The organism is Alkalihalobacillus trypoxylicola (assembly GCF_001590785.1).
GTDB classification, from domain to species: Bacteria; Bacillota; Bacilli; order Bacillales; family Bacillaceae_D; genus Alkalihalobacillus; species Alkalihalobacillus trypoxylicola.
The window spans coordinates 15,062-40,840 of the sequence record NZ_LTAO01000010.1; the positions used below are offsets into that span (position 1 = coordinate 15,062).

24 protein-coding genes and 2 pseudogenes are annotated in these 25,779 nt (G+C 33.9%); 17 read left to right on the forward strand and 9 right to left on the reverse strand.

All coding sequences use genetic code 11. The features are described 5' to 3' along the window. The first annotated feature begins 18 nt into the window (after positions 1 to 18). The 3 genes from AZF04_RS06585 to AZF04_RS06595 all read left to right on the forward strand — a co-directional run bounded on the left by AZF04_RS06585 (position 19) and on the right by AZF04_RS06595 (position 3,598). A complete protein-coding gene (locus tag AZF04_RS06585; protein WP_061948064.1) occupies positions 19 to 1,302 on the forward strand; it encodes a histidine--tRNA ligase in 1,284 nt (427 codons plus the stop codon). A 148-nt stretch (positions 1,303 to 1,450) separates the two neighbouring features. Further along, complete coding sequence (locus AZF04_RS06590; RefSeq protein WP_061948065.1) at positions 1,451 to 2,866, forward strand: MDR family MFS transporter; 1,416 nt, start codon at positions 1,451 to 1,453, stop codon at positions 2,864 to 2,866. 267 nt (positions 2,867 to 3,133) lie between these two features. Further along, on the forward strand, positions 3,134 to 3,598 hold the full coding sequence (locus tag AZF04_RS06595) for a hypothetical protein (RefSeq protein ID WP_061948066.1): 465 nt from the start codon (positions 3,134 to 3,136) through the stop codon (positions 3,596 to 3,598). Between the two features lie 63 nt (positions 3,599 to 3,661). Here the strand turns inward: AZF04_RS06595 and AZF04_RS06600 are convergent, their stop codons facing one another. Next, positions 3,662 to 3,880 carry a YdiK family protein gene (locus tag AZF04_RS06600; protein WP_045488187.1) on the reverse strand — a complete coding sequence of 73 codons (219 nt, stop codon included), beginning with the start codon at positions 3,878 to 3,880 and terminating at the stop codon, positions 3,662 to 3,664. Further along, entirely contained in the window at positions 3,877 to 4,602 is a 726-nt protein-coding gene (locus tag AZF04_RS06605; protein WP_045488189.1) for a CPBP family intramembrane glutamic endopeptidase, read from the reverse strand. The genes AZF04_RS06600 and AZF04_RS06605 overlap by 4 nt, the downstream gene beginning before the upstream one ends. Positions 4,603 to 4,957: 355 nt before the next feature. Here AZF04_RS06605 and groES point away from each other — a divergent pair, with 355 nt between their 5' ends. Further along, on the forward strand, positions 4,958 to 5,242 hold the full coding sequence (groES, locus tag AZF04_RS06610) for a co-chaperone GroES (RefSeq protein WP_045488192.1): 285 nt from the start codon (positions 4,958 to 4,960) through the stop codon (positions 5,240 to 5,242). A gap of 50 nt (positions 5,243 to 5,292) precedes the next feature. Next, on the forward strand, positions 5,293 to 6,921 hold the full coding sequence (groL, locus tag AZF04_RS06615) for a chaperonin GroEL (protein ID WP_045488194.1): 1,629 nt from the start codon (positions 5,293 to 5,295) through the stop codon (positions 6,919 to 6,921). A gap of 88 nt (positions 6,922 to 7,009) precedes the next feature. On the opposite strand, the gene AZF04_RS21510 is transcribed toward groL, so the two are convergent. The 3 genes from AZF04_RS21510 to AZF04_RS21520 form a co-directional block, all read right to left on the reverse strand. Beyond that, on the reverse strand, positions 7,010 to 7,435 hold the full coding sequence (locus AZF04_RS21510; RefSeq protein WP_061948067.1) for a tyrosine-type recombinase/integrase: 426 nt from the start codon (positions 7,433 to 7,435) through the stop codon (positions 7,010 to 7,012). A 168-nt stretch (positions 7,436 to 7,603) separates the two neighbouring features. Further along, positions 7,604 to 7,861, reverse strand: coding sequence for a hypothetical protein (locus AZF04_RS21515; RefSeq protein ID WP_061948068.1), 258 nt, complete (start codon positions 7,859 to 7,861; stop codon positions 7,604 to 7,606). After that, the gene (locus AZF04_RS21520; RefSeq protein ID WP_235599937.1) at positions 7,862 to 8,038 is read right to left on the reverse strand and encodes a hypothetical protein; all 177 of its coding nucleotides are present in this window, start codon (positions 8,036 to 8,038) and stop codon (positions 7,862 to 7,864) included. It lies immediately after the preceding gene. Positions 8,039 to 8,443: 405 nt separating this feature from the next. Between AZF04_RS21520 and AZF04_RS22020 the strand changes: the two are divergent. Beyond that, positions 8,444 to 8,506 (forward strand): annotated as a pseudogene (locus tag AZF04_RS22020) (peptidoglycan-binding domain-containing protein); the annotation flags it as partial. A gap of 47 nt (positions 8,507 to 8,553) precedes the next feature. Here the strand turns inward: AZF04_RS22020 and AZF04_RS06630 are convergent. From AZF04_RS06630 to AZF04_RS21905, 3 genes are all read right to left on the reverse strand, one after another. Continuing rightward, positions 8,554 to 9,168, reverse strand: a complete 615-nt coding sequence (locus AZF04_RS06630) for a hypothetical protein (RefSeq protein ID WP_061948069.1) — start codon at positions 9,166 to 9,168, stop codon at positions 8,554 to 8,556. Between the two features lie 269 nt (positions 9,169 to 9,437). Then, a complete protein-coding gene (locus AZF04_RS21900; protein ID WP_082795343.1) occupies positions 9,438 to 9,584 on the reverse strand; it encodes a YolD-like family protein in 147 nt (48 codons plus the stop codon). Between the two features lie 8 nt (positions 9,585 to 9,592). Continuing rightward, complete coding sequence (locus AZF04_RS21905) at positions 9,593 to 9,778, reverse strand: YolD-like family protein (RefSeq protein WP_061948071.1); 186 nt, start codon at positions 9,776 to 9,778, stop codon at positions 9,593 to 9,595. Between the two features lie 102 nt (positions 9,779 to 9,880). Here AZF04_RS21905 and AZF04_RS06645 point away from each other — a divergent pair, with 102 nt between their 5' ends. From AZF04_RS06645 to AZF04_RS06655, 4 genes and pseudogenes are all read left to right on the forward strand, one after another. Further along, on the forward strand, positions 9,881 to 10,060 hold the full coding sequence (locus AZF04_RS06645; RefSeq protein WP_061948072.1) for a helix-turn-helix transcriptional regulator: 180 nt from the start codon (positions 9,881 to 9,883) through the stop codon (positions 10,058 to 10,060). A gap of 155 nt (positions 10,061 to 10,215) precedes the next feature. Beyond that, positions 10,216 to 10,332 (forward strand): annotated as a pseudogene (locus AZF04_RS22145) (DUF7667 family protein); the annotation flags it as partial. A 478-nt stretch (positions 10,333 to 10,810) separates the two neighbouring features. Next, positions 10,811 to 11,584, forward strand: coding sequence for an SHOCT domain-containing protein (locus AZF04_RS06650; protein ID WP_061948073.1), 774 nt, complete (start codon positions 10,811 to 10,813; stop codon positions 11,582 to 11,584). Between the two features lie 679 nt (positions 11,585 to 12,263). Continuing rightward, entirely contained in the window at positions 12,264 to 12,605 is a 342-nt protein-coding gene (locus AZF04_RS06655; protein ID WP_052340213.1) for a hypothetical protein, read from the forward strand. 247 nt (positions 12,606 to 12,852) lie between these two features. On the opposite strand, the gene ytvA is transcribed toward AZF04_RS06655, so the two are convergent. Further along, entirely contained in the window at positions 12,853 to 13,626 is a 774-nt protein-coding gene (ytvA, locus tag AZF04_RS06660; protein ID WP_061948074.1) for a YtvA family blue-light photoreceptor, read from the reverse strand. Positions 13,627 to 14,732: 1,106 nt separating this feature from the next. On the opposite strand from ytvA, the gene AZF04_RS06665 reads away from it, so the two are divergent. The 7 genes from AZF04_RS06665 (at position 14,733) to AZF04_RS06695 (ending at position 25,729) form a co-directional block, all read left to right on the forward strand. Further along, positions 14,733 to 15,632, forward strand: a complete 900-nt coding sequence (locus AZF04_RS06665) for an ABC transporter ATP-binding protein (RefSeq protein ID WP_064504078.1) — start codon at positions 14,733 to 14,735, stop codon at positions 15,630 to 15,632. Then, complete coding sequence (locus AZF04_RS06670) at positions 15,613 to 18,132, forward strand: ABC transporter permease (RefSeq protein WP_061948075.1); 2,520 nt, start codon at positions 15,613 to 15,615, stop codon at positions 18,130 to 18,132. The genes AZF04_RS06665 and AZF04_RS06670 overlap by 20 nt, the downstream gene beginning before the upstream one ends. Positions 18,133 to 18,858: 726 nt before the next feature. After that, on the forward strand, positions 18,859 to 21,207 hold the full coding sequence (locus tag AZF04_RS06675) for an AraC family transcriptional regulator (protein WP_045488205.1): 2,349 nt from the start codon (positions 18,859 to 18,861) through the stop codon (positions 21,205 to 21,207). Between the two features lie 107 nt (positions 21,208 to 21,314). Then, on the forward strand, positions 21,315 to 21,983 hold the full coding sequence (locus AZF04_RS06680; protein ID WP_045488208.1) for a YesL family protein: 669 nt from the start codon (positions 21,315 to 21,317) through the stop codon (positions 21,981 to 21,983). A 287-nt stretch (positions 21,984 to 22,270) separates the two neighbouring features. Next, positions 22,271 to 23,812 (forward strand): extracellular solute-binding protein, encoded by a 1,542-nt coding sequence (locus AZF04_RS06685; protein WP_052340214.1) that lies wholly within the window; start codon positions 22,271 to 22,273, stop codon positions 23,810 to 23,812. Positions 23,813 to 23,875: 63 nt separating this feature from the next. Beyond that, positions 23,876 to 24,832 carry an ABC transporter permease gene (locus tag AZF04_RS06690; protein ID WP_045488211.1) on the forward strand — a complete coding sequence of 319 codons (957 nt, stop codon included), beginning with the start codon at positions 23,876 to 23,878 and terminating at the stop codon, positions 24,830 to 24,832. A gap of 27 nt (positions 24,833 to 24,859) precedes the next feature. After that, on the forward strand, positions 24,860 to 25,729 hold the full coding sequence (locus AZF04_RS06695; protein ID WP_045488214.1) for a carbohydrate ABC transporter permease: 870 nt from the start codon (positions 24,860 to 24,862) through the stop codon (positions 25,727 to 25,729). Positions 25,730 to 25,779 lie beyond the last annotated feature (50 nt).

Consider the following 25,779-nt stretch of genomic DNA (forward strand, 5'->3'; position numbering starts at 1 on the left):
AAATTGGAGGAAAAGAAAATGAAGAAAATGGATTATCAAAATGTAAAAGGAACTCAAGATTACCTACCAAATGCTGAAGTAGTAAGAAGGGATATTAGAAGAACATTAGAAGATGTCTTCATCCAATATGGTTGTAAACCATTGGAAACTCCTATATTAAATTACACCGAATTACTAGCTTCTAAGTATGGTGGTGGGGCCGCTATTTTAGAAGAGATGTATACATTAACTGATAGGGGAGGAAGAGAATTAGCTTTACGCTATGACCTCACGATACCTTTTGCTAAGGTTGTAGCAATGAACCCATCTCTAAAGATGCCTTTTAAGCGATATGAAATGGGAAAAGTATTTAGAGATGGACCGATTAAAACAGGAAGATATCGAGAATTTACACAATGTGATGTCGATATTGTAGGTATTGATACACAAATAGCTGAAGCTGAATTGATGGTTATGGCATTGGATGCATTTAGAAAACTGGATGTAAATGTAACGATACAATACAATAACCGAAAGTTACTATCAGGAATGCTTGTACTATTTGGTACAGAGTACGACAAAATCAATCATGTCATTTTAATACTAGATAAAATTGAAAAAGTAGGATTAGAAGCAGTTGTTTCTGAGCTCAATAACCAAGGCTTATCAAATTCTGCCATTACATTAATTAAGCAGTTTTTAACGGATGATGGAAATGTCAATTTGAGTTATTTCGAATCTTTTGCTGAACAAAGTGAGGAGGTAAGGAAAGGCTTAATAGAATTAAAAGAATTAGAATCTTATTTAAAACTTCTTTCTGTTGAAACAAAGTGCGAGTTTAATCCATTTTTAGCAAGAGGATTAGAGATTTATACAGGTATTGTTTATGAAATATTTTTAACGGATCGTTCTATTAAATCTAGTATTGGGAGTGGCGGAAGGTATGATAACGCGATTGGTGGGTTGATAGGAACCAATGAACATTTTTCAACAGTGGGAATTTCATTTGGCTTAGATGTGATTTATACAGCTATCGGTTCATCAAAAGGCGAGTTAAAAGAGAATTCGAATATTGATTATTATATTATTCCATTAAATACAACAAAAGAATCTTTACTGTTAGCCAATGATTTAAGAAATAAAGGCTATAAAGTAGAGTATGAAATGAGTAACAAAAAATTAGGAAAAGCTCTTGAAAAGGCAAACAAAGAGAGAATTCGTAACGTTATTATAATTGGCGAAAACGAAGTAAAAGATAACCAATTCAAAGTAAAGGATATGTTTTCTGGAGAGGAGAAAACAGAATTCTTCCCATTTAACTAGTATTTTCATTCTAAAATCAGTGTGCTGACTCAAATTATCTGAAGATAATAGCCTTTTAATAAAGGAGAACATATGAGAAATATAAACAATTAAAACATGCTATACTATAAATGAGAAAAAATTTAGAGAGACGAAATGGTGTGTAACGATGAAGCAACAACAAAAGAAATGGCTAGTCGTAGTCGCTGTATTATTAGGATCTTTTACAATGATATTAAATAATAGTATGTTAAATCCTGCTGTGCCACAGTTTATGGAAGTTTTTGATACGAATGTTGTGGCAACGGGTTGGATTATAACCATATTTATGGTTACGATGGGTATGACAGTTCCAGTTACAGGATATTTGGGAGATCGATTTGGCAAAAAAAGAATTTATCTCATTGGGTTAGCTATTTTTGTCTGTGGTTCTATTATAGGTGCCTTTGCATGGAATTTAAGCTCCTTAATTCTCTTTAGGGGTCTACAGGGAATTGGAGGCGGAATTATGATGCCTCTCTCCATGGCATTAATTTTTGAAGCCTTTCCTAAAAAAGAACGTGGACTTGCGACCGGTGTATGGGGAATTGCATCCATGATGGCACCAACGATTGGACCAACCATTGGAGGGATTTTATTAGAAACAACGAGTTGGCATTACTTGTTTATTACCAATGCTCCATTTGGTTTATTAGGATTGTGGTTTGCTTGGAAGTACTTACCTCAAAGTAACGCGAACAAAAATGTTGCTTTTGATTTAAAAGGATTTGTATTTGTTACGATTGGAGTAGGGAGCATTTTATTCGCGCTCGGTAGAATGTCTGAAATAGCGAATTTGCTTACTTTTGAAAATATAGCTTTACTATTAATCGGAGTTTTAAGCTTAATTATTTTTGTTAAAGTCGAGAGCTCGGCAAAGCAGCCACTGTTAGATTTAAGCTTATTTAAAATACCTGTTTATACGTATAGCATCTTATTGACAACTATTTCTTCAGTTGGTTTATTTTCAGGAATATTTTTAATACCTTTATTGATTCAACAGGTTTATGGTTTGAGTGCTGTTATGACTGGATTAGTCTTTTTGCCTTCTGCTCTGTTTACTGGTATTTTTATGACGGTAGGAGGGCGAATCCTAGATGTTAAGGGAGCTAGAGGAGTTATTACCTCAGGTTTATTAATAACAGGTGTGGGAACATTGGCGATGGGTTTTATGTCATTAGAAACGACCTTGTTTTTTATCATATTTTGGATGGCTATTCGTGGAATCGGTAATGGACTAAGCTCTATGCCCTCTACGACGACAGGTATGAACGCCATACCAGACCGGTTGATTTCAAGAGGATCTGCGCTTAATAATGTCGCTAGACAGATGAGCTCTGCATTTTCAGTCGTTTTTATTTCAATTTTTTATGAGGTAAGAAGAGGACACATATTCCCAAATGTTGATTCATTACAGCAAGCCAGTATTCAAGCGATTAATGAAGCATTTATCGTTGTTGGGATTTTAACTTTATTATTATTACCAATTGCTTATTTGTTAGAAAAGAAATCAAAAGAGGAAAACCTTGAGCAAGTGAGTAATTAAGTGGATTAAAAAAGGGCGACAGCTTTTGTTGTCCTTTTTTATTTGGTTAAAATGAACGAGTTCAATTGAGGGTAATTATGAAAAAATATTAAATAAATTTGAATAAATGTTTTAAAAAATCAAGTTCTGGGTATTGAAGAGAAGTGTAAACATAGCGATTATAAAGGAACTATTGCATATATAGAGCTGTTTTTTAGAATTACATAATTTACAACAATTATTCTGATGAAAATAAATGCTAAATTAACTAATATGGAGGGCTTCATAATGAAAAAGCAAATTATTAGCTCGGCTGTTGTTTTATTTCTGGCCTGTTTGATTAGTTACGGAGCTTTAACTATGGATGCAAAAGTGATGGAACGTCATGATGTACCAAGAGTCAATCAAGAGCTTGACTTTCATGTAGAGTATAATGGGTCAACGATGACCGTTAAATGGGGGAACCAGTCGCAAACATCTCGACTGATTGAAACCAGTTCTCCTCAATATAAAAAGTTTTGGGAAGATTTTTTAAAAGTAGAAAATCAATATAATGAAAATATAGTATTGGATCATACCAATACACTATCTTTTAACGTAGACAAAAAGGCATTAGAAAAACCGATTGTAACAAAAGAAGATTTTTTGAAATGGTTAGAAACAAGTGAAGGAGTCATCTTATACCAAAATCAAGATGAAGTGAATGAAGATATCTTACTAAAAAGAGGATATAAAGGTATGAAAGGTGGATAATTCACAAAAAGATTTTATATAATTTTAAAAAAACCACCTACCCATTCGTAGGTGGTTATTAGTTTAGTCGTCGTGTTTTTTATTTTGATCGCGCATTTTTTTAATCGCATGACGCAATTGAAAATATCGAATGGCTACTAAGAAGTCAAAAGCAGCGAATGCGATTAAGAGAAAAGCCCATACATTCCAACCGGACCTCCCAACAACATCAATGGCAAAAAAGACAAAAATAACACCCATTGCACAATATACTAGTGCAATGGTTATAGGTGAAAATCTCATAAAAAGCCTCCAATAAACTGTGTAACTTGCTGTATCTGTTCAGATTGTTCTAATATATCTTCAATTAAATCAGGAAAAAGAATATTGATGAGTACTGCCATCGTATTAATAGCCACATGAGCAATAATAGGAACTAAGATACGTTTCGTTTTTACATATAAATAAGCAAATACAAATCCCATTGCAGTATAAATCAATAAATGGGAAAAATCAGTATGAACCGCTGCGAAAATGAGTGAGCTAACAAAAGCGGCAATAAAAAAGTTAAACCTTTTATAAAGAGCTCCAAATATAATCATACGAAAAACAATTTCTTCAAGTATAGGACCGATAATCGTGACAACTAAAGCCATTAACGGAAAGTCTAATATCATCGAGATAATACCTGCTGTATTCTCAGATCCGGGGTCAATACCTAAAACAGTCTGTTCAATAATATTGGCAACAACCTGAGAGCCGTAAGCCATAAAAATACCAAGGACTGCCCAAACAGAGGCTTCAATACGTGTCGAGCGTCCAGCTACGTCGTGCCGATTTTTCATATCAGGACGAAGTAAAAACAAAATAATGATAAAGGCAAAAATAAACGCAATCATAGTTGCTAAACCAGGTAGGATCACACGTTCAATATCAAATAATAGTAGTATTCTAAATATAGGTAATGTTGCTATTTGTGCTACTAATATGTATGTAAGTATTACAAGCCAGTATCTTTTATTCATGATGTAGCTCCTTTACTAGTCATTGTTATTTATTTTATCATAGCCTAACCAAATAAGCAGAAAGAGACGCTTATCAAATTTCTTTGCTTCATTTCTAGCTTTCTTCTTAAGATGTATATGAAACGTTATCCTTTACTAGTATAAACCTATAAAGCGATTCTAAATCGAAAGAAATGAGAACGCTCTTTCTTGCAAGATTTCATATATAAATGTCGAGAAAAAAATAGAAAAAATTGCGTTGAAATACTTGCAAAAAAATCATGGAATGATTATTATAATAATTGTGTTAGCACTCTATACTAACGAGTGCTAATAATACTATTACATATTAAGCACTTGAAGGAGGTTGTTTTCCTTGTTAAAGCCATTAGGTGATCGTATTGTTATTGAGCAAGTAGAAACTGAGGAAAAAACAGCGAGTGGGATTGTTTTACCAGACTCAGCTAAAGAAAAGCCACAGGAAGGAAAAGTGGTTGCTGTAGGTGCAGGTCGCGTTACAGATAATGGTGAGCGTATTGCATTAGAGGTAAAAGAAGGCGATAGCATTATTTTCTCTAAATATGCTGGAACAGAATTAAAGTACGATGGAAAAGAATATTTAATCCTTCGTGAAAGTGATATTCTTGCCGTAATCGGTTAATATATCTCGAAAATACTCTTTATTATGAATATATCTAGGAGGTAGAGAAAATGGCTAAAGAAATTAAATTCAGTGAAGATGCGCGTCGCGCAATGCTTCGTGGAGTAGATACACTTGCAAATGCCGTAAAAGTAACATTAGGACCAAAGGGACGTAATGTTGTTCTTGAAAAAAAATTCGGTTCCCCTTTAATTACGAATGATGGTGTAACGATTGCAAAAGAAATCGAATTAGAGGATGCTTTCGAAAATATGGGAGCGAAGCTTGTTGCAGAAGTAGCAAGTAAAACAAATGACATTGCTGGTGATGGTACGACTACAGCAACTGTATTAGCTCAAGCAATGATTCGTGAAGGTCTTAAAAATGTTACATCAGGGGCTAACCCAATGGGCATTCGTAAAGGGATTGAAAAAGCAACGACTGCAGCAGTAAAAGAGCTACAATCTATTGCGAAACCAATCGAAGGTAAAGCATCAATTGCGCAAGTTGCGGCTATTTCATCTGCTGATGAAGAGGTTGGACAAATTATCGCTGAAGCAATGGAGCGTGTAGGTAACGATGGTGTTATCACAATTGAAGAATCAAAAGGCTTCTCTACAGAACTAGAAGTGGTAGAAGGTATGCAATTTGATCGTGGATTTGTTTCTCCTTATATGGTTACAGATTCTGATAAAATGGAAGCTGTTTTAGATAATCCTTATATCCTAATTACAGATAAAAAGATTTCTAACATTCAAGAAATCCTTCCAGTTCTTGAGCAAGTGGTTCAACAAGGTAAGCCTATCTTAATTGTGGCAGAAGATGTTGAAGGTGAAGCTCAAGCAACTTTAGTTGTGAATAAATTACGTGGTACATTTAACGCAGTAGCGGTAAAAGCACCAGGGTTCGGTGACCGCCGTAAATCAATGCTAGAAGATATTGCTATCTTAACTGGTGGTGAAGTGATTACGGAAGATTTAGGTCTTGACCTAAAATCAGCTGGAATCGAGCAATTAGGTCGTGCGAGCAAGGTTGTTGTGACAAAAGAAAACACAACAATTGTTGAAGGTGCGGGAGAACCATCTCAAATCTCAGCTCGTGTGAATCAATTGAAAGCACAAGTGGAAGAAACCACTTCTGATTTTGATAAAGAAAAATTACAAGAGCGTTTAGCAAAATTAGCTGGTGGAGTTGCTGTGCTTAAAGTTGGAGCGGCAACAGAGACTGAGCTAAAAGAGCGTAAACTCCGTATTGAGGATGCACTAAACTCAACTCGTGCAGCTGTTGAAGAAGGTATAGTTGCTGGTGGTGGTACTGCTCTTGTAAGTGTATCAGCAGCCGTTAAAGCTGTTGACGCAAAGGGCGACGAAGCTACAGGTGTAAGCATCGTATTACGTGCTTTAGAAGAGCCGTTACGTCAAATCGCACACAATGCAGGTCTTGAAGGCTCTGTAATTGTTGAAAAAATCAAAGGTCAAGAGCCTGGATTTGGATTCAACGCTGCGACTGGTGAATGGGTAAACATGGTTGACGCTGGTATCGTTGACCCAACTAAAGTAACTCGTTCAGCCCTTCAACATGCAGCTTCTGTTTCTGCTATGTTCTTAACAACAGAAGCAGTTGTAGCAGACATTCCAGAAGAAGCTCCAGCAATGCCTGATATGGGCGGCATGGGCGGCGGAATGCCGGGTATGATGTAAGTTTGACCGTATGAATCCTTATATACCAAGGGTTTAAGCTGAATAAAAAGCTCTAATTTACTGAAAAGGTAACAAAAAGGTAACATTTTTATAAATTTACGTTTTTTAAGATGTCTCGATATAAGTTGTTAACTTGTAACGGGGCATCTTTTTTCATTTTATTAGTAACGTGAGTGTAGATTTGCATAGTCGTGTTCATATCCTCATGACCGACACGTTTCATAATGGTAGCAATATCTACTTTCGCTTCTGTCAACATACTAATATGAGTGTGTCTAAAAAAATGAGGAGTTGCTTTTTTCTTAATATCAGTAAACCCGATTATACGTTTTATTCTCTCAGCTACATTTTTTGTGATGAAGGGATATCCATTTGTACGAGCGAATAAAAAATCTTTGTCACGATAGTCGTCCATTGAGTTTCTTAAGATTAATTTTTTCTTGTTATTTTCATTGTAAATGGTTTTAGTGATAGAAATAGTATTGTTAGTAAAATCTAAATCAGATTTTTGCAAGCACAAAGTTCCCCAGGTCTCATACCAAAAAAGGCTAATGCATAAAAACGTTCCTTGTCATATTCCAAACCATGTTTTTCTAAAGCCCCAAAGAACATACTTAATTCATTATGTTCAGGTACTTTTCGCTGATTATATCTGTTTTTACTTCTTCAACCGTTTGGCGAGCTATCGTAATAATAATATCACCGGTTGGATTTTCTTTACACTAATAGCAAATTTGAAAATTATTCTAGCGGTAGAGTGTATACCTTTAATGGTTGTCCTAGCATAATCATCATCTAATTTATTGATTAATTTTTGATAGATAGAATAATTGATAGATGCAATAGGAGCAGCTGCAAGGTATTTACTCAGAACATTAAGTTCTTTCTCTCTTATTCTAACGGTGCTTTTTTTTACTCCTGTTTTAATGTAGGTGTCCATTCATTCATTAGCTACCTGCGAGAATATAATTTTCTTATGTTCTCTTTCGCTCAAACCATTTTCCTCTAAAGCTCTAATAGCATCTTCAATTCGTTTCTTAGCTTCTTTTTTCGATTTCCCTCTTCGTTTAATGAGGTTTCTTTTTCCTGTAACTGGATCTCTAGGACCATCTGCCATACAAATCCATCTTTATTCCCTTTGCTTGTTTTGATTTCTTGAAAAAACATAATTTTCTCCTATCTTTTAATAAAAATAGAATAGCGTGTAAGTGAAACCATCAATTACTAAGGAAATTTAATTGTCAGTCAATTATTATAGTCTGTATGGCTCCTTTAGAACTTTTCAACATAGCGGTTTATTACTTTAGAAACGTGTTAAGAACAAATTGTACCTATGTCAGAATAATAGAAATGACCGAAGTTTGTAACGGATTTAAGTTTATAGCTCTGTTTAAATGTACCAAAAGAACTACCATAAAAAGATTGATTTTATCAGAATATGGTAGAATCATAGGATAATTTGTCGATATTTGTCTTAACCTTGCATTTACTTTCGTGAACATTCTTCCACTTATAGCGTGCAGTCAGAGAGTACCAACGTAAGCGTGGATTGTTAGTTGATGGGATTGTCGGTCAACAAACTTAGTCTCATATGTTCTAAAAAAAGAGCCCTCATAAAAGAGGGCTTCTTAATTAATTTGTTTCTACTGTAATTGTGAAGTCTTCGCCCACTGATGTATTATCTACTGATGTACTTCTGATGTGAAAATTTAATTCATTAATATCCTCGATTGTTTCGTTTCCTAGATTATAAGTAACGTATTGTTCATGATTGACTTTACCTATGTGTGTAGATTCTCCGTCATTAAGCCCCATCTCAGCATCTATTTGTTGTCCGGTATCAGTGGTTAAAATTGCACCGAAAAGGCTAAAGGTAGCTTGATCATCCGATGTGTTCTCTGTGGTCGCAACGACTGTAACGATATTCAACGTATCTCCTTCATCTTCTGGTGTGAAAGTTCCGACTTTAACTGATTCAAATACACCTTCGATAGGACCAGAAGTAAAATTTTCGTTAACGTTGATTACATCAGTAAAGTGATATTCACCTACATACTCATCCACAACTGTATCTCCTGCTTCGGCAGTGTAAATATCCACTTCTGAATTATCGGATGATGTTTCTGCCGCTTCTTCTGTTTGGTTAGTAGTTTCTTCTGATGAGTTGCTGGAGTCGTCAGAATCTCCACACGCGCCTAATGTAATAGACACCGCTAGTAAGGCTGACCCTAATAAATACTTTTTCATAGTAATTTCCCCCTATATATACAAAATTATACTCTGACAATTATACTAGAGTTGAATTTAGAATAAAAGGGAAAAAATAATACTATTGAATCAGACCATTAGTTACCCTTAATTTATTTTCCTTCTCCAATTTCAATATCATTCTTTTTAACCTTTCCTCTTCTACACCACTTAACCTGGATAAGGTTTGTATTTTAGTCTCTTTCCGTTCTCTCGACCTATTAGTGACAATCCTCAATATTTTCTGTTCCATGACCATATCCAAAAAATCAAATCCTTTCGATGTGACTTAGTTTATCAATATCAATCCAGATGAAATCTTCTTCTACACTTAATTTGAAGCGGTCTCTTTGATGGTCAATATGTCCAACTATCCCCACAACATCCTTATAAAAACCATCTTCCCAATATCTCACTTTTACACCTAATGTGTGCTTAGGCTGTCATGAGCGACTAATCCAAGCTCATATAATTCCTGCTCGTCAAGCATTGGTTGAGGTACTTTGCTTTCTTCATATTTTAATTTATGTAGCTCTTCCACGTGCTCAGGCAACATGAAAGATGTCTGCCATAGTTTATTCCCTCGTCTCAAATGGATAGCTTCACTCATACAATCATCTCCTTTCAATCATTATAGAAACATACGTTCTTTGAATCAATCCTAAAAAGGAAAATATATAACTCTCGTTGAATTAATTAGCGAGGTGATTATATGGAAACGGAATTAAAAGTAATACTGGCCCGAAGAGATGACATCAACCAAAAGATATTAGCATCAAGAGTAGGACTCACTACAGCTGCTATAAACAAGATTGTAAATGGTAATGACCCTAAACTTAGCACAGCCTTAAAAATTGCTAAGGAGCTTGATATGAGAGTAGAGGATATATGAAAATTATAGAATAGAATAATTTATTTAACTGTACATGCATTTTTGTTGAATCATCTCATATAGTGTAGTAAGGGAGATGATAATATGTTTGTAGTGATGCCATTTCATAAGAGGTTAGCAGAGTTAAGTTATATCGAGCAGTCGGGGAATTAAATGAGCAGGAATATGACGACTCAGAAATCTGTTTAAAAGCCAATATGCACTTTGTCCGAAAGATAGTCAATCTATATGAGTTGAGTTATTTAGCAAGCGCTACTGAGGATGTAGGGTGACAGTTGGAAATCTGTGAGAGGATCGACATATTAATAGAAGGGGAAGGAATTGTGTGACCCCTAATGAAAGAGGTCACTAAATTCTAAAAAGGTAACAAAAGGTAACAAATAAAATATAAAGGATGAATTTGAACGGAATAAATCTTCTCTATTTAACTATAAGAGTCAATATTACGAATCTACGTAAAATCTTATAAAACTACACGTATTAGGAAATAGTATGCCGGGTATGATGTAAGTTAACTCGAAGAAACCTTAATTTAATAGAGTTTTCATCGTTTTGAAGTGGTGATTTTTGATAAAAACACACAAAGCTTTTAAAAACGTGCTAATTTAGCTGTTCAAGGATGTTTCCGTAAAGTGCTTGCATTTTATCGGAAGCGTCCTTTTGATTTGATCTAATTACATGAAGAATAATCTTCCAATAAAGTGAAACTTTCTCTATACTAGGACGTATAGACTATTGGAGGTGGTTTGTATGGGGATGTTTAGTTTTAAGGCAGTTTGTGCAACTTGTAGTAATGAAGTACCATTCATAAATCGAGTTGCGATAGCAAATAAGGAAATAGTTTGCGCTAAATGTATGAAGTTAGCAGGACTAAAGAGAGAAGATATTATTAGTATGACTTCTGCACAAGTTAAATCAGCTATAGGAAGAAAGTCAGAAAGTAAAAATGAAATAGCCAATTTCAATCCAACTAAAAAAATAGGTTCGTACGTTGAGTTTGATACGGATAATGAAAAATGGTTAGTTTTATCATCTTTCCTTGGTAAGAGAGATAAATCCACAATATATAAGTTCGAAGATATTATCCATTTTGAATTGTTAGAAGATGGAGAGTCAATTGCTAGCGGTGGTTTAGGTAGAGCTTTAGTAGGAGGCGCTTTATTTGGTGGTGTTGGTGCTGTAGTCGGTGGAGTAACAGGCAACAAGACAAGTAAGGGTGTTTGTACTAGTCTGAAAGTGAAAGTTACGGTCGATGATGTTCATAATCCTACTGTTTATATTAATCTTCTTAATACCAATACAAAAAAGAATGGTATCGTTTATCAGCAACATATTAAATATGCAGAAGAATGTCTTTCGATGTTTCAATTGATTTGTGACAAACAAAAGAAGAGTGCAGCAGTAAATCAAAGTGGAGCACCACTATCGGCAGCTGATGAGATTAAGAAATTCAAAAGCCTATTAGATGAAGGAATCATATCTGAGGAAGAATTTAACGAGAAGAAAAAACAGTTATTATCTTAACTTTTATAAATAAATTAGTCACTCTTTAGAGTGGCTATTTTTTATGCCTATTAAGGCGCTGAAAGAATGAAAGAAAAGAGATGCGATGCGAGAAATGAGATGCAAGAAATTTAATAAGTTATTAGGAAGCTTAAGGGAAAGGCAGAAATCAAATGTCCTAAATGTGCAACGGTTAATACTGTAGATAACCGTTAGAGAGCCAACGATCCCCTTTACAATCAATTCTTTTGTATAGGGGTGTTAGGTAAATGGCAGATGGAAAAATCGTCATAGACGTCATGCTTGAAGACGGGCAGGTAGCTAAAGGAGTAGCTAATCTTGATAAAGAGCTTGCGGTTTAGAAAAGAGTGGAGAGCGCGGTTCCCTTGGTATAGGGTAATACTAAAGCCAAAAAAACATCTATGAAACTAAGCGAAATTGTCTCTATCATGCCGGGTATGATGTAAGTTAAGTCGAAGAAACCTTAATTAAATAGGGTTTTGTTGAAAACGTCAAAAGGAAGGCCACGATCAGCCAGAGTACGGAGAGCTTCAATTTTTATTAGTCATTTCAGCCACATTCACACATATATGAGACTAACTGTCTAATTGAAACGTTTCTTATTAGAGAGTTAACGGTTTTTCTTATTTTGTAAAGGGTGTTTAATGTGAGATATAAAACTTTTTAAGGGAGTGATTGAATGAAAAATTCTTTAATGAAAAGCTTTCTATTATCCTTCTTCTTCATTTTGTCAGCGTGTTCTACTCATAGCTGGGCGTATGATTTTATAGAATTAGATGGAGAGATATATGTTATAACAGAAGAAGTAATTCAATCAGAAGATATTGGTGGAGAAATTGCTAAAGTAGAAAGGTATTCTGATGATGAAAATGATTATACAAGAAGTGATTACATTAACTTTTCAAATAAATACAAAGTTGGTACAAGTTTATTTGAAATAAAAACAGTATCAACGGATGTGGCAATTGCAGTCCAATTTGAAAAGGATTTATATATAAAAGCAATTAAAGAAAACGAATAAATTTAAACAGTGGCACAACTCTTGAGTTTTGAAAACATACTATGATTATTAAAAAAAGACTTGAAAAGGTGAATGATAGGAAGAGGTTGAGTTGACCTTTTGCAGGAGTTAACTTCCGATTCCGTAGGGAGCGACGATTACAGCCTCCTTCATGGAAAACTGCCACTCCAACATCATCAGGTGCGCACAGACAGTTAAGACCACTGAAAAACATCTCAGTTTTTCGGTGGCCCTGCGCTCTCCAATATTAAATTAATTGCTCTAACAGTGCTTTGACTGAAGGAGCTGTCTTCATATCTTGTGGGAAGTGCTCTTGTAATTGTATAGCCTGCATGGCTATATGGCTAGATAACCCACTCAGTAGCATCTCTGCACCTAGTAAAGAGAGGACTGATCTGAGTTTTATGATTCCATCTAGGTCAAAATCAGTTAATGATGTTAAACCGGAAACGTCAAGAATAAGTGTTTTTGTTTTGTTTTTTACAATATAATCGGATGTTGAATGAAAAACGGTATTAAAGCGCTTCTCGCTCATTGCACCAATTAATGGGATGACAGCTATATCGTTAATGAGTGGCACAATAGGACAGGCTAAAGACTTAACCTCTTCTACTGATTTGATATATTTTTCTTCTACTTTTTTACGGTCGGTTACATCCTTTTGTACTCCTATAAAATAATAACGCTCTTCTTCTGCTATATAAAGCGCATCTATAGATAGGCTATTCCAAAATTTAGTTCCATCCTTTTTGTAATTGACTAACTCTACAAAAACGGATTCCATCTTTTGAACGCCTTCTCTGATTTTATCTATATCAGATTCTTGCGTTTCTGCACCTTGCAAAAAGCGACAGTTCTTTCCTATTATTTCTTCCATTGAATAGCCAGTCATATCTAAAAAGCCTTGATTGGCGTAAACGATCGGATTATCCTTTAAACTTGGATCCGTAATTAAGACTCCAGCTCGTGTATAATTAAGAGCTTCTATTATAACCTTATGATTCGATAGCATCTGCTTCATACATCCTCCCAAACTGTACATAAAAGGTGTTATTCAACTTTAGTATTATTTATAGTTTACCAATTTTATCTTAGAATGAACATTACTTTGATTCCTTATTCAAAGTGGTCCAGTTCATGACAGTAAAATGAAGACAGATTGATTTATGTAGTGAAGGTGGGTTCCTTTAATATGGAAGTATTAAAAGAAAAATCACCATCATTCTGCAGAAAAAATGGTATAAACCTATAGTTCTTTATAATATAGAATTCACAAATGGTTATCAAGAGCTTTGAAAGCTTTATTCATGCAGTGAAAACTTCATTTGGATATTCTTCTAGCGTTAAAAAACTTAGATATTACCTAAAACAATGAAAGCCCTACCTCTCTTTCATCCTTACGACTCCTCGGTCGCGCCAGTGTGAATTAAAGTAAAGAAGGCTAAGTGATACGTCTAGTATGACTGCAACTAAAAATAGATTGTGAACGGGTATTTTACAAAATTAAAGTGGGTGTAAAATAAATAAGCAGGATAAATTCATGAGGTGAAAATGAAGGGTAAAAAAAAGCATAAGAGATACTCTTGTTAAGAGTAGAAGTGTGAGAGGGTAACTTCTAAATGATATCATCATATATAAATGGTTCTTTTTATCCAGTGCTATTAAATAAAATAATAGACACGTCAGTCTGTTGCCTAAGCTTATTATGAAACAATCTATTTCATAACCATTATTAATATTTATTTATAGGTTTATACTACAATTTTTAATTATATAATAGAAGGTGAGGAATTGTCAAACAAAAAAATTATATTTAATCTATTCAAATACAATTGATTCTTGCCCGCTGTTAAGAACGCGTGCTTAATTTACCATCAACATCCACAGTATTTACTCGATACTAATTTCAATTAAAATCGAACTATTGACTGAATGGATCGAGCCTCTCCCTCTAAAAAGCTTTTTTTAACATCAAGTCTTCTCTTACTCATTTCATACTTAGAGAATATATAAACATTGAACATTCTTAAATTAATTTTACAAAAAAATTTATTTATTGTTAAAATTAGTATATAGTTATTTTTTACATAATTAATGTTTTTTAGGAATGAAACAATGGGGGAAATTATGATTATAAAAGTTGAGAATATTCACAAAAAGTATGGGAGAGAGCCTATTTTGAATGGAGTGTCTTTCGAGATTACTTTTCCTACAATCACAGCTCTTGTAGCTCCTAATGGCTCTGGTAAGTCGACATTAATGAACATTATCACTAATTTAGAGAAATTTGATAAAGGTAGCGTAGAAATAATGGGAATGAAAAATACAGACCCCGTTATTTTTAAACATATATCCTATATGCAGGATAATTCTGTTTTGTATAACCATTTAACAGGCTATGATCATTTACAATTTATAGCCGAGGTGCACTCTGTACCCAAAAAACAGCTATTAGAATTAATCACTTACATAGGAATCGATTCATATATACATAAAAAAGTGAAGCAATATTCATTAGGAATGAAACAGCATCTACTCCTAACAATGGCACTTATTAACAAACCGAAACTCTTAATTTTAGATGAACCATTAAATGGTCTTGACCCTACTAGTTCAATCCGTGTCCGTGAACTGTTATTACAATTAAAAAATGAAGGAACAACAGTTCTCCTTTCTTCACATAACCTAGCAGAAGTTGACCAAGTGACCTCTGATATTTTATTTCTTAAGGATGGAAAGTTGATCAGTGAAAATTTAAAAAATAATCAAACTGCATTTTATATGATGAATGTACAACCTTTAGATAAGGCCATAAATATTTTAAATAATACAAAAGTGGGATTTTCTGTAGTAGATACTAGTATAAAGGTTGAGATAACGAAAAAAGAACAACTTAACTTTATACTCAAGCAATTTTATGAAAGCGAGATTGAAATAACAGATATTAGTAGACAATCGGTTGGTTCGGAAGCTCGTTATAATGAACTATTTAATAAGGAGCAAAACCATGCCAAACCTATTATTTGAATGGAAAAAAAGCTGGAGAAACCATAAATTACTACTTTTAATTGCTGTCTCTTTTATTATAATTGTTAGTTTATTCTTACGTAATGTTTTACTACAAGAGGAATTTTCGACGAATCAATTTGATAATTGGATAAATTATCAGCAGGACGTTTTTACGATAATGGCTGAATACGAGCAAGGGATAAGTAGTGAAACTGTTTCTGAGCGTAATAGAGAATTACATTTTAATAGTTTAGAAATGAACGAAGTCATATTTGATATTCAAGAGATTATAAGAATAGAAGATTGGAAAGCATTAGCTCAGCTTGAATTAACTTTTTTGGAAAAGGTTCAGATAGATATGGAGTTAGGTGGAAGTTATTCGGCCTTATCAGAGCAAGAGTTAAATCAATGGATTGAGAAAAATAAAATACTAGTGGCAAACCAATTACCTATCGAATCTAGTGATTATCCAGTGACTTCCACTTCTTTTATGAAGATGATTTTACTTTTGTTTAGCGGAATCATGGGGTTGTTGATTTTAACCTTTTTCTTTAGCGATTACATTAGTGATGAATTTGAAAATGATACAATTAAAACCTTATCTACACAGCCCGTTTCTATCAAGAAAATTTTCCTTTCAAAATATATCAATTTTCTCTTTATCACTATTATTTGGTTAATTTCTATTATTAGTCTTTCTATGTTAGTATCCTTTTTTTATCATCAAGATTTCGGTAGCTTTGTTTATCCTCAGCCTATTGAAGGTAGTGGGAGCGATTTTCACATCTCAACATGGGAATATTCGCTAAAATTATTACTTTTGTCTGTCGCTATCTATATGTTTTATGTTAGTAAATTACTAGTATTGAGTGTTCTTTTTCAAACCAAACTTACAACACTTATAAGTATGTTTTTCTTACTTGTTATGGGATATTTTTTAACTCATAACATAGAATGGCTACAGTTCAGTGGTAATCCATTTCTATATGTTAATCCAGCTATGATTATCGAACATCCTAATGAATATGGGTTTTTTATCCCGATTATGGTTCTTGTGATTAGTTCTGTTGTTCTATTTTACCTTTCTCTCTTTCTGTTAAAATTCAATTTCGTCTTTAATAAACAAAGTAACTTTTTAAAGCCTTTTAAACGAGGGGAAGAGCTCGCAAGAAAACATCCTTTTATTGCTACTTTTTTATTTGAAATAAGAAAAGGAACCCGTTTGGGTAAATGGAAATTATCGCTTATTATCGTAATTATTTCACTCATTTCTTGTTATGGCTATTTAAATTATCAAAAAAGCGAAAATGAATTATTTTTTAATGAATGGGTTAATCGAGATATAACGACTTTAGAGGAACAGAGCATTCCATATATTGAAATGGATATACAAATGGGAGAAGAAAATGTAGCGGCATTAGCAGCAAAAGAATCTTTAACGGAAGAAGAGGAAGCTCAATTAGCAATGCTCCAAATTTATCTAGAAGAGCAATATCAAATAAATGACAATCGATATGAAGAATTAAAAAGAATTAAAACGCTTAGAAGTTCCTATCATCAAGATAATTGGACTGACTACTATGATTACTGGATTCATGAAAATAGGCTTTGGAAGGGTGAAATTGAAATTCCTTTTGTTGAGTATCACTATGATTATACGACTTTTACATTGGATGCAAGTATCGAAGAGAAAAAGTGGTTAAAGCAACATCATTTAGAACCTGTCTTACCTTCTAATTTAGTCTATACGATTCATGAACAGCATCAGAATTTATGGGATGAAAGAAGCTGGCGAGAAAACACGAGGAAAATAGATACAACTGCGATATTTTCAATCTATCTTCTTTATGATACAGCGTTTTACTTTTTGATTATATTCATTTTAGTTGTCATATTTGGAGGTGGACTTAGCGACGAGATTGGTAAAAAGAATACTCTTTCTTTTATGAAAACTCAACCTATTCCATTTGCGACCATATTTTATAGCAAATATATCAGTGCTCTTATCTTCAGTCTATGTATTGGGATAGGAAGTATTCTGGCCATCCTTATTATTGGTTTAATTGGAAATCGTTTCGGAGATATGTATTTCCCTGTTTTGAAATATGGTGTCGATCGATTGAATAGCTCAACCATTTATAGTGAAGAGCTTCCTTTTCATTTTATCGCAATGGGGCAGTATATTTTAGAAGGTAGTTTGCTGTATATCCTTCTACTGGTATTCATCCTAACAATATCTATTTATTATTCAATTTTTGTGCGTAAACATATTTTGATTATGCTTCTAACAGGCTTAACTTCTATAGGTGGATTGTTTGTTATTACTTCAGTAGAATCACTTCATTCCATTGCACATCTAGTACCGTTTACATATTTGGATATACCCAAGGTGATAAATGGTGAGTTAGCCTATTTATTAGATAATCAGCGAATTAATATACTTAATGCCTCTATCAGTATAGTGGTAACCATTATTTTAATGAATAGCATCATGTATTTCTTCATAAAATCAAAATAATATGTTTTAAAGCTTGTTCAAAACATAAATATTAAATAAAAAAAGTTCGAGTGTATCTCGAGCTTTTTTTGTTAAAGGGTGTTCTCCTTTTTGTTAAAATAGAGTGAAAAACCGCAAAAATTCTTTTTCATATATTTATAATTTTATAGTGAGAAGTAATATAAATGACAAAATGATGATGAAGAAATCCATATATTCCTATTAATCTCTTCAGATATTCATATTTCATCCTATTTATTTATTTGTTATACTGTAAAAGAATGAAGCTAGCGTTTTATTTAAAACTTGTTGAAAGCGCTTTATAGAGATATTTGTCGAATTATCAGAAAAATGACTAGTACTATAAATGGATATAGGTGTAAAATATAAATAATTGAGTGAATTTCATAATTGCTTTATAAACGAATAAAACCGAACGTTTTTTATAAAATATGTTTTAAACGTTTTTAATTTATTTCTTGATTGAAACGGTAGGTAGTGACTCCCAAAGGATGAGCGCAGTCTGAAGATCCACTCTGACGAAGCTCTGCGTAGTCAGAGTTAGCTGAAGACAAGCCCTTGGGAAAGCATCTACCTAAAGAAAAACCAAATCGTTCGGTTTTCATTATAAGATATGTATTATGAAATTGATTCAATTATATGGAATTGGCATTTCATTTATCTATTTTATAAATCAGAATTGAATGATTACATCAGATGATGGACTCAAAAAAGGTGTGAGTACGAGTGTTAAATTTTTTTAATAAAGCTCAAAAAAAACAAGAGCGTTTTAAGAGCAGGTATTTTCGTAATAATTTTATTTTAATACTCGTCGTTACTTTTATTCCTGGATTAATTAGCGGTGTAGGAATTTATTGGTTTGGAGTTCATGAGGTTGAAAAATCGTTAGTAAATTTACATGAAGAACAAATATATCAGCGAGCTGAGAATATTAATGATCAGCTTGATTATTTAGAGATTTCGCTATCTAACTGGGCATTTGAACCGCGTTTTAGTGCGGCGTTGGCAGATATCGATTTCGTGACTGAATTTCAGGAGACTCGGGACATCATAGGGTCCCTACTTGTGTTACAAGGAAGTCATCCATTGATTGATCATGTTGAACTGTTTGTTGATTCTAACCCGCCTGTGCTTTTTCAACCTAGCTATAATGTGATAGCTGGTGAAGAATATGATTTTTACAGAACGTTTTTATCCTCTCACAAAAATATTGATTGGAATCGCCTTTATGAGATACCAGAGGAAACTGATTTTGCAGATTCTATGCCGTTAGTTTTAACACATACTCTTCCAGGCAACAGTAGTAATCCAATAGGCTCTATTATTGTTACACTTAATCGCAATAAAACGGCAGAACTTATTAAAACTTTAACGCCTTATAATCAAGGAGCGACTTTCTTAATTAATAGTGAGAATAGATTGTTAGTATCTGATAATAGCACAGGCGAAACGGGTTTTGTTGGTCATTTGCGAGAGCGTTTTCAAGAAGAGGTAAATGGATCACAGGGTTCATTTGTTTTTCAGCATGAAGATGAGTCGTATTCTGTTTCTTATGGAACGATGCGTCGAATAAATTCAGAGTGGACTTACGTTTCTGCTGCACCTATGTCATTAATTACATCACCACTTGTTTTAATTTCGCAGATTATTATTGTCATTAGTAGTGCAGGTTTACTCGTTGCTTTAATACTAACGTGGGTTGCTTCTAAGCGAATATATAGTCCACTTGCTAAGCTAGTCAAAGTGTTGGATACCGAAAGAAATTGGAACGAAGGAAAGCTAGAAGATGAATTTACTTTAATAGAAAAGCAGTTTAAAGAGCTTTCAAATGAAAGCCTGTCTTTACAAAATCGGTTAACAACCCAGCTTCCTCAATTAAAAAATAGCTTTTTAACTCAGCTCATACAAGGCTATTTATACCACTACAAAGAGGAAGAGCTACGAGAACGAATGCAGCAGTATGGCTGGGAGTTAAAAGATCACTGCTTCGTGATTATTGATATTCAAGTTTCAGGTGTGAAGGATTCAGAGAAAGAAGCATTAAAGCAGGGTGAAAGTTTAGTAGCATTTGCCTTAACAAATATTGCGGAAGAGGCTTCTGAGCAACACTTTAAACAATGTAATGTTTTAAATTTATATGACTTATCGGCCGTATTATTGGTGGTTCATCCTCGTCAAGAGAAATTAAGAGATGAACTACAATTGTTCTCTAAAGAAATCATGGATGTACTAAATAGAGTATTAGAAATGCAAGTGACCATTACGATAAGTAAAACGGAAGAAAACGTAAAAAGGATTCCTTATTTATTTGAGGATGTAAGAAAAGGAAAAAGATATCGTAACTTTGAAAATCAAAATCAAATCATAGATTTGCAAATTATGGAGTCCATTACGGAAATTAGTCCAATTCATTATCCTTTTGAAATTGAGAAAGAGATTCTGCAAGCGATTCGAATGGGGCAAATAAATGAAACAGAGAAGTTAATTGAAATGTTTATTGAAGAAGTTACAGAACTAGGTGTCAAGGACATTAATATAAAGCCTGGTATTACTCAGCTTTATAGTAGCATTCAGCACGAGATTATTCATGCAGGTATTCATCCTGATGAGATATTTGATGGTAAGAATATGTTTGAAGAGGTGGCTTTAATCGGCGAACCTAAACAAATGATTCGATGGTTAACAGATGAGGTAATCACGCCATTTATTGAAACTTTAGAAGGTAGAGTTAATATTGAAATGAAGCAAATCGTTGTTCAGGTTTGTTCTATCATTCAAGCAAAATATATGGAGGACATTTCTTTAGAAAGTTGTGCGGAAGATGTTCATACAAACCCTTATACACTAAGTAAAGCCTTCAAAAAGGTGATTGGTGTTAATTTTATTGAATATCTAACAACGTTGAGATTAGATAAAGCAAAAGAGCTTCTTCTTAATACGGATTTAAAAATTAATGATATAGCTGAACAGGTAGGTTATCGTCACAGCTATTTTAATCGTATATTTAAAAAGCACATTGGTGTACCTCCAAGTCAATTTAGAAAAAGAAGAAATGATTCTACCCAAGTGAAATAGCTGTAAGTGACGCTTCATAAGAAAATATGGCTAATGAGCTAGTTAGAAAATCGTTTGAACATTAGATTTTATTTATAGGTTAAAGTTTACATGAGGAGAGGATCATCATGAATCAAGGTTTAATAAGTGGGTTTATTATAGCCTTTTACAAATTCGGGGAATACTTTGTATTACTTCTCTATCTTAACTTTTTGTGGATTTGCTTTACATTATTAGGTGGGGTTGTCTTTGGTTGGGCTCCGAGTACGGTAGCTGTTTTAGGAGTACTAAGAGAGAAGCTGATGGACAGAGATCCTAAAGTGTTCTCTAAGTTTTGGCAAACATATAAACAAGAGTTTTTAAAAGCCAATGGGTTCGGTATTCTTCTGTTAATTGCTGCGTATATGCTATTTGTTAATATTCGCTTTTTTTCAGTAGAGTCAGCCTTTATCTTTGTATTTGTTCGATATGCAATGATTGCAATTATGGTTTTAGTAGGTCTCATGACATTGTATGTGTTCCCTTTAATGGTTCAATATGAAACAAAGCTATTGCGGCACATACAGAATGCAATGTTTATGGTTGTGTATAAACCAATTCGGACGATTTTTACGGTTATTGCATGTGTGGTGGTTTCACAAATACTATATATTTTCCCAATCTTTATTCCTTTCTTTGGTATTAGTTTATTCGCACTTGTCATTATGTGGACGACGTACTACACTTTTTTACAGGTAGAGAAAAAACAACAGGCTATTTTAGAATTAGAACAAGAATCTCAAACGAATGTACAATAAAGAAGCTAGGACCAACTTCTTATAAGAAAGATGGTCCTTTTTGTTGCTTTTTATAAGAAATCATTGCTTTGCAAAAAAGTGTTAAAGAATGAAAAAGTGTTAAAAACCGTGTGGAAACAGCGTTATCTCAATACATTCAGCTATTTTTTCTTTTTTAATATTAAGGACAAAAAATGAATATTGCCGGAAAAATGTAAGCGTTTTATATTAGAGTCAGTGATAGCGACCAAACATGATTTGGTTATCTTCACTGGAGAATAAATGATTATATAAGGGGGAATTGCAAAGTGAAAGCAAATTTATCACGATACTTGGGAGGACCATTTTTGGTTTTAGCTTTAGTTGTCGCATTAGCAGCATGTAGCGATGATTCTAGTTCTGAAACAGGTAATAATGGTGATTCAGAAGGCGAAGAAGAGAGAATGTCTGTAACCATTATGGCACCATCATTCTCACCAACACCAATTGAAAGTGGAAGTCCAGCATTAGAAGCCATTGAAGATTATACAAATATGGACATTAACTTACAGTTAGTTGCGAATGCAAACTATGAAGATCGTTTTAATGTAACATTAGCTTCTAACGATTTGCCTCACATTATTGTTGCAAACAAAGAACCAAGCTTTATTAATGCAGCAAGGGATGGAGCATTTTGGGATTTAACGGATTATTTAGATGACTATGAGCACTTAAGTCAAGCTAATGATATTGTTTTAAATAATACAACGATTGACGGCCGAATTTATGGAGTTTATCGTGCAAGACCTCTAGGAAGAAATGCAATGACTATCAATACAGAGTGGTTAGATAATTTAGGATTAGATTATCCTGAAACAATTGATGATTTCTATGAAGTATTAAGAGCTTTTACTTATGATGACCCAGATGGTAATGGAGAAGATGATACTTACGGAATGGTTGTTTCTGAATGGGAAGGGCCATGGGATGTTATCCAAGTATGGATGGGAGTTCCTAATGAGTGGGGCTTTGATGAAAACGATGAATTAAAACCTGATTTCTTATTTGATGAGTACAAAGAGTCTTTAGAGTTCTTTAAAAAGTTATATGATGAAGGTTTAGTTAACCAAGACTTTGCTATTATGGATTCTGGTCAATGGTTTGACCCTATCGTCAATCAATCAGCTGGTGTAGTAGTCGATGTAGCTGACCAAGCAAACCGTCTACAAAACCGTATTACTGAAAACTACACAGAAGAAGATCAAATTTTAGATGTTATCGGAGCTGTATCAGGTTCTGATGGTGTTTTAAGAAATAAACCAACAGCTGGTTATAGTGGAATGCTTGCTATTTCGACTACGGCTGTTAAAACAGAAGATGAATTAAGACGAGTATTAAAATTCTTAAATGATTTAAATGATGAAGTACCACAAAACCTTGCTTATAACGGAGTAGAAGGAGTTCACCATGAGATTGTTGATGGAGAGCTTGTAATTACTTCTCAAGAAGATGGTGGCGATTTATTTGATAGAGAAGTTCGTGACTTGAATCAATTCCAAATGGCGATTCCAGAAGAGAACTTCTTAATGCCAACTAAAACAGCACTTCAAGACCGTGCGACAGAAGTTATTGAAGAAAACATGGATATTGTTGTTCCTAACCCAGCAGAACCATTAATCTCTCCTACTTACACTGAAAGAGGAACGCAATTAGACAACATCATTTCAGATGCTCGAATCAAATTTATCGTTGGTCAACTTGACGAAGCTGGATTTGATCAAGAAGTAGAAAGATGGTTTAGAGACGGCGGAGAGCAATATATTGCAGAAATTAATGAAGCGTATCAAGTTGCTCAAGATGCTCAAAATTGAGGTAATTCTGATGAAGCAGGTGGCTAATCCCCCCTGCTTTTCATCACAGAAAGGAGATATGAAATGGCAAATTCTGAAGTAAATCCAAGCTCTCAGGACGTCATAAAAATCAAGAAAATATCAAAATGGCAAATGATCAAAAGAGATAGGTGGTTATATTTCCTTCTATTACCTGGTCTCGTATGGTTTATTCTTTTTAAATATGTACCAATGTGGGGATCTCTTATTGCCTTTCAAAACTACTCACCCTTTCTAGGATTCTGGGGTAGTGAATGGGTTGGCTTTGATCATTTTACAAGGTTGTTTGAAAATCCTGATTTTTATCGGGTTCTAAGAAATACATTGATGTTAGGACTTTATGAACTTGTTTTCGTGTTTCCAGCACCAATTATCTTGGCATTATTATTAAATGAAATTCGATTTAATCCATATAAAAGAACAATTCAGACGCTTATCTATATCCCGAACTTCCTTTCGTGGGTAATTGTTGCTTCTTTAACTTATGTATTTTTTACAACAAGTGGTGGAGTCGTTTTTACATTAATTCAAAGCATATTTGGGGTTTCAGTTAATATTCTAGGAGATCCAGATTGGTTCCGTACGATGATTATTGGACAGCAAATCTGGAAAGATGCAGGTTTCGGTACCATTATTTTCTTAGCAGCCTTAACGAGTGTGAGTAAAGAACAATATGAGGCAGCTATTGTGGATGGAGCCGGACGCTTTAGAAGAATGTGGCATGTAACACTACCTGCCATTCGCCATGTGGTTGTTATTATGTTGATTTTAAGAATGGGGAATTTCCTTGATCAAGGATTTCAGCAAATTTACTTAATGACGAACGCCTTAAACCGATCAGTTGCCGATGTATTTGATGTTTATATTTATTTTACCGGTATTACACAAGGTGCGTTCAGTCATAGTACAGCAGTTGGTCTATTTAAAGGAGTAGTAGGGATCGTTTTAATTTTGTTAACTCGATACATTGCTAAGAAATTAGATCAAAATACGCTGTTTTAAGAATTTGAGAATGGAGGTAAAAAGGGTATGAAATCACATAATACACCAGCTGGTAGAGTCTTTGATGTTTTCAATCATATCATTTTAGCAATTATTGCCTTGACCATGATTGTTCCTTTTCTATATGTATTTGCTGGTTCACTATCAACAGAGGCTGAATTAGCAAGAAGAGCCTTTTATATAATTCCAGAAACGTTTACTTTAAGTGCGTATGAGTATATTTTCTCTACTCCCACTTTTGTTCGAAGTATTGGTGTTTCAATATTAGTAACGGTAGCAGGAACCATTGTTAGTTTAAGTTTAACTCTGACTATGGGATATGCTCTGTCAAAAGCAAGAATTTTGGGACATTCTATTTTTATTTATTTAATTATTTTCACGATCATTTTCCAAGGTGGAATGATTCCGACATATATTTTAGTTCGTGATTTAGGACTACTTAACTCTTTATGGGCACTTATTTTACCTATTGCGATGAATCCAATGTGGCTCATACTTGTTATTTCCTTTTTCCGTACTCTTCCAAATGAACTAGAGGAAGCGGCAAGGATTGATGGGTGTACAGATATTGGCGTGTTTTGGAAGATAGCCCTACCACTTTCCAAACCGATTATTGCAACGTTTACTCTTTTCTATGCCGTTCAATATTGGGGAGATTATTTTAATGCCCTCCTCTATATATCAGATAATGCGAAATATCCAGTCATGCTGTTATTACAAAACATTATGACAATGGCAGATATGACCTTCGGTGAGGTAGATTCTCTTGTTGAGCAGCCGGATGAATCATTAAAGTTAGCCGTTATTGTTGTAGCGACTGTTCCAATTATGTGTGTGTATCCTTTCTTGCAAAAGCATTTTGCCAAAGGAATGTTGTTAGGTTCTGTAAAAGGTTAATCTTTGCTATAACCGATAGAGTGTGCTGTGAAAAATCATTTTATAGCAAA

Excerpts from the sequence above, each read along its gene's own strand:
- AZF04_RS06585 (WP_061948064.1), top strand. The coding sequence starts at position 19 with ATGAAGAAAATGGATTATCAAAATGTAAAAGGAACTCAAGATTACCTA.
- AZF04_RS06590 (WP_061948065.1), top strand. The coding sequence starts at position 1,451 with ATGAAGCAACAACAAAAGAAATGGCTAGTCGTAGTCGCTGTATTATTA.
- AZF04_RS06595 (WP_061948066.1), top strand. The coding sequence starts at position 3,134 with ATGAAAAAGCAAATTATTAGCTCGGCTGTTGTTTTATTTCTGGCCTGT.
- AZF04_RS06600 (WP_045488187.1), bottom strand. The coding sequence starts at position 3,880 with ATGAGATTTTCACCTATAACCATTGCACTAGTATATTGTGCAATGGGT.
- AZF04_RS06605 (WP_045488189.1), bottom strand. The coding sequence starts at position 4,602 with ATGAATAAAAGATACTGGCTTGTAATACTTACATACATATTAGTAGCA.
- groL (WP_045488194.1), top strand. The coding sequence starts at position 5,293 with ATGGCTAAAGAAATTAAATTCAGTGAAGATGCGCGTCGCGCAATGCTT.
- AZF04_RS21515 (WP_061948068.1), bottom strand. The coding sequence starts at position 7,861 with ATGGACACCTACATTAAAACAGGAGTAAAAAAAAGCACCGTTAGAATA.
- AZF04_RS21520 (WP_235599937.1), bottom strand. The coding sequence starts at position 8,038 with ATGGCAGATGGTCCTAGAGATCCAGTTACAGGAAAAAGAAACCTCATT.
- AZF04_RS06630 (WP_061948069.1), bottom strand. The coding sequence starts at position 9,168 with ATGAAAAAGTATTTATTAGGGTCAGCCTTACTAGCGGTGTCTATTACA.
- AZF04_RS21905 (WP_061948071.1), bottom strand. The coding sequence starts at position 9,778 with ATGAGTGAAGCTATCCATTTGAGACGAGGGAATAAACTATGGCAGACA.
- AZF04_RS06645 (WP_061948072.1), top strand. The coding sequence starts at position 9,881 with ATGGAAACGGAATTAAAAGTAATACTGGCCCGAAGAGATGACATCAAC.
- AZF04_RS06650 (WP_061948073.1), top strand. The coding sequence starts at position 10,811 with ATGGGGATGTTTAGTTTTAAGGCAGTTTGTGCAACTTGTAGTAATGAA.
- AZF04_RS06655 (WP_052340213.1), top strand. The coding sequence starts at position 12,264 with ATGAAAAATTCTTTAATGAAAAGCTTTCTATTATCCTTCTTCTTCATT.
- ytvA (WP_061948074.1), bottom strand. The coding sequence starts at position 13,626 with ATGAAGCAGATGCTATCGAATCATAAGGTTATAATAGAAGCTCTTAAT.
- AZF04_RS06665 (WP_064504078.1), top strand. The coding sequence starts at position 14,733 with ATGATTATAAAAGTTGAGAATATTCACAAAAAGTATGGGAGAGAGCCT.
- AZF04_RS06670 (WP_061948075.1), top strand. The coding sequence starts at position 15,613 with ATGCCAAACCTATTATTTGAATGGAAAAAAAGCTGGAGAAACCATAAA.
- AZF04_RS06680 (WP_045488208.1), top strand. The coding sequence starts at position 21,315 with ATGAATCAAGGTTTAATAAGTGGGTTTATTATAGCCTTTTACAAATTC.
- AZF04_RS06690 (WP_045488211.1), top strand. The coding sequence starts at position 23,876 with ATGGCAAATTCTGAAGTAAATCCAAGCTCTCAGGACGTCATAAAAATC.
- AZF04_RS06695 (WP_045488214.1), top strand. The coding sequence starts at position 24,860 with ATGAAATCACATAATACACCAGCTGGTAGAGTCTTTGATGTTTTCAAT.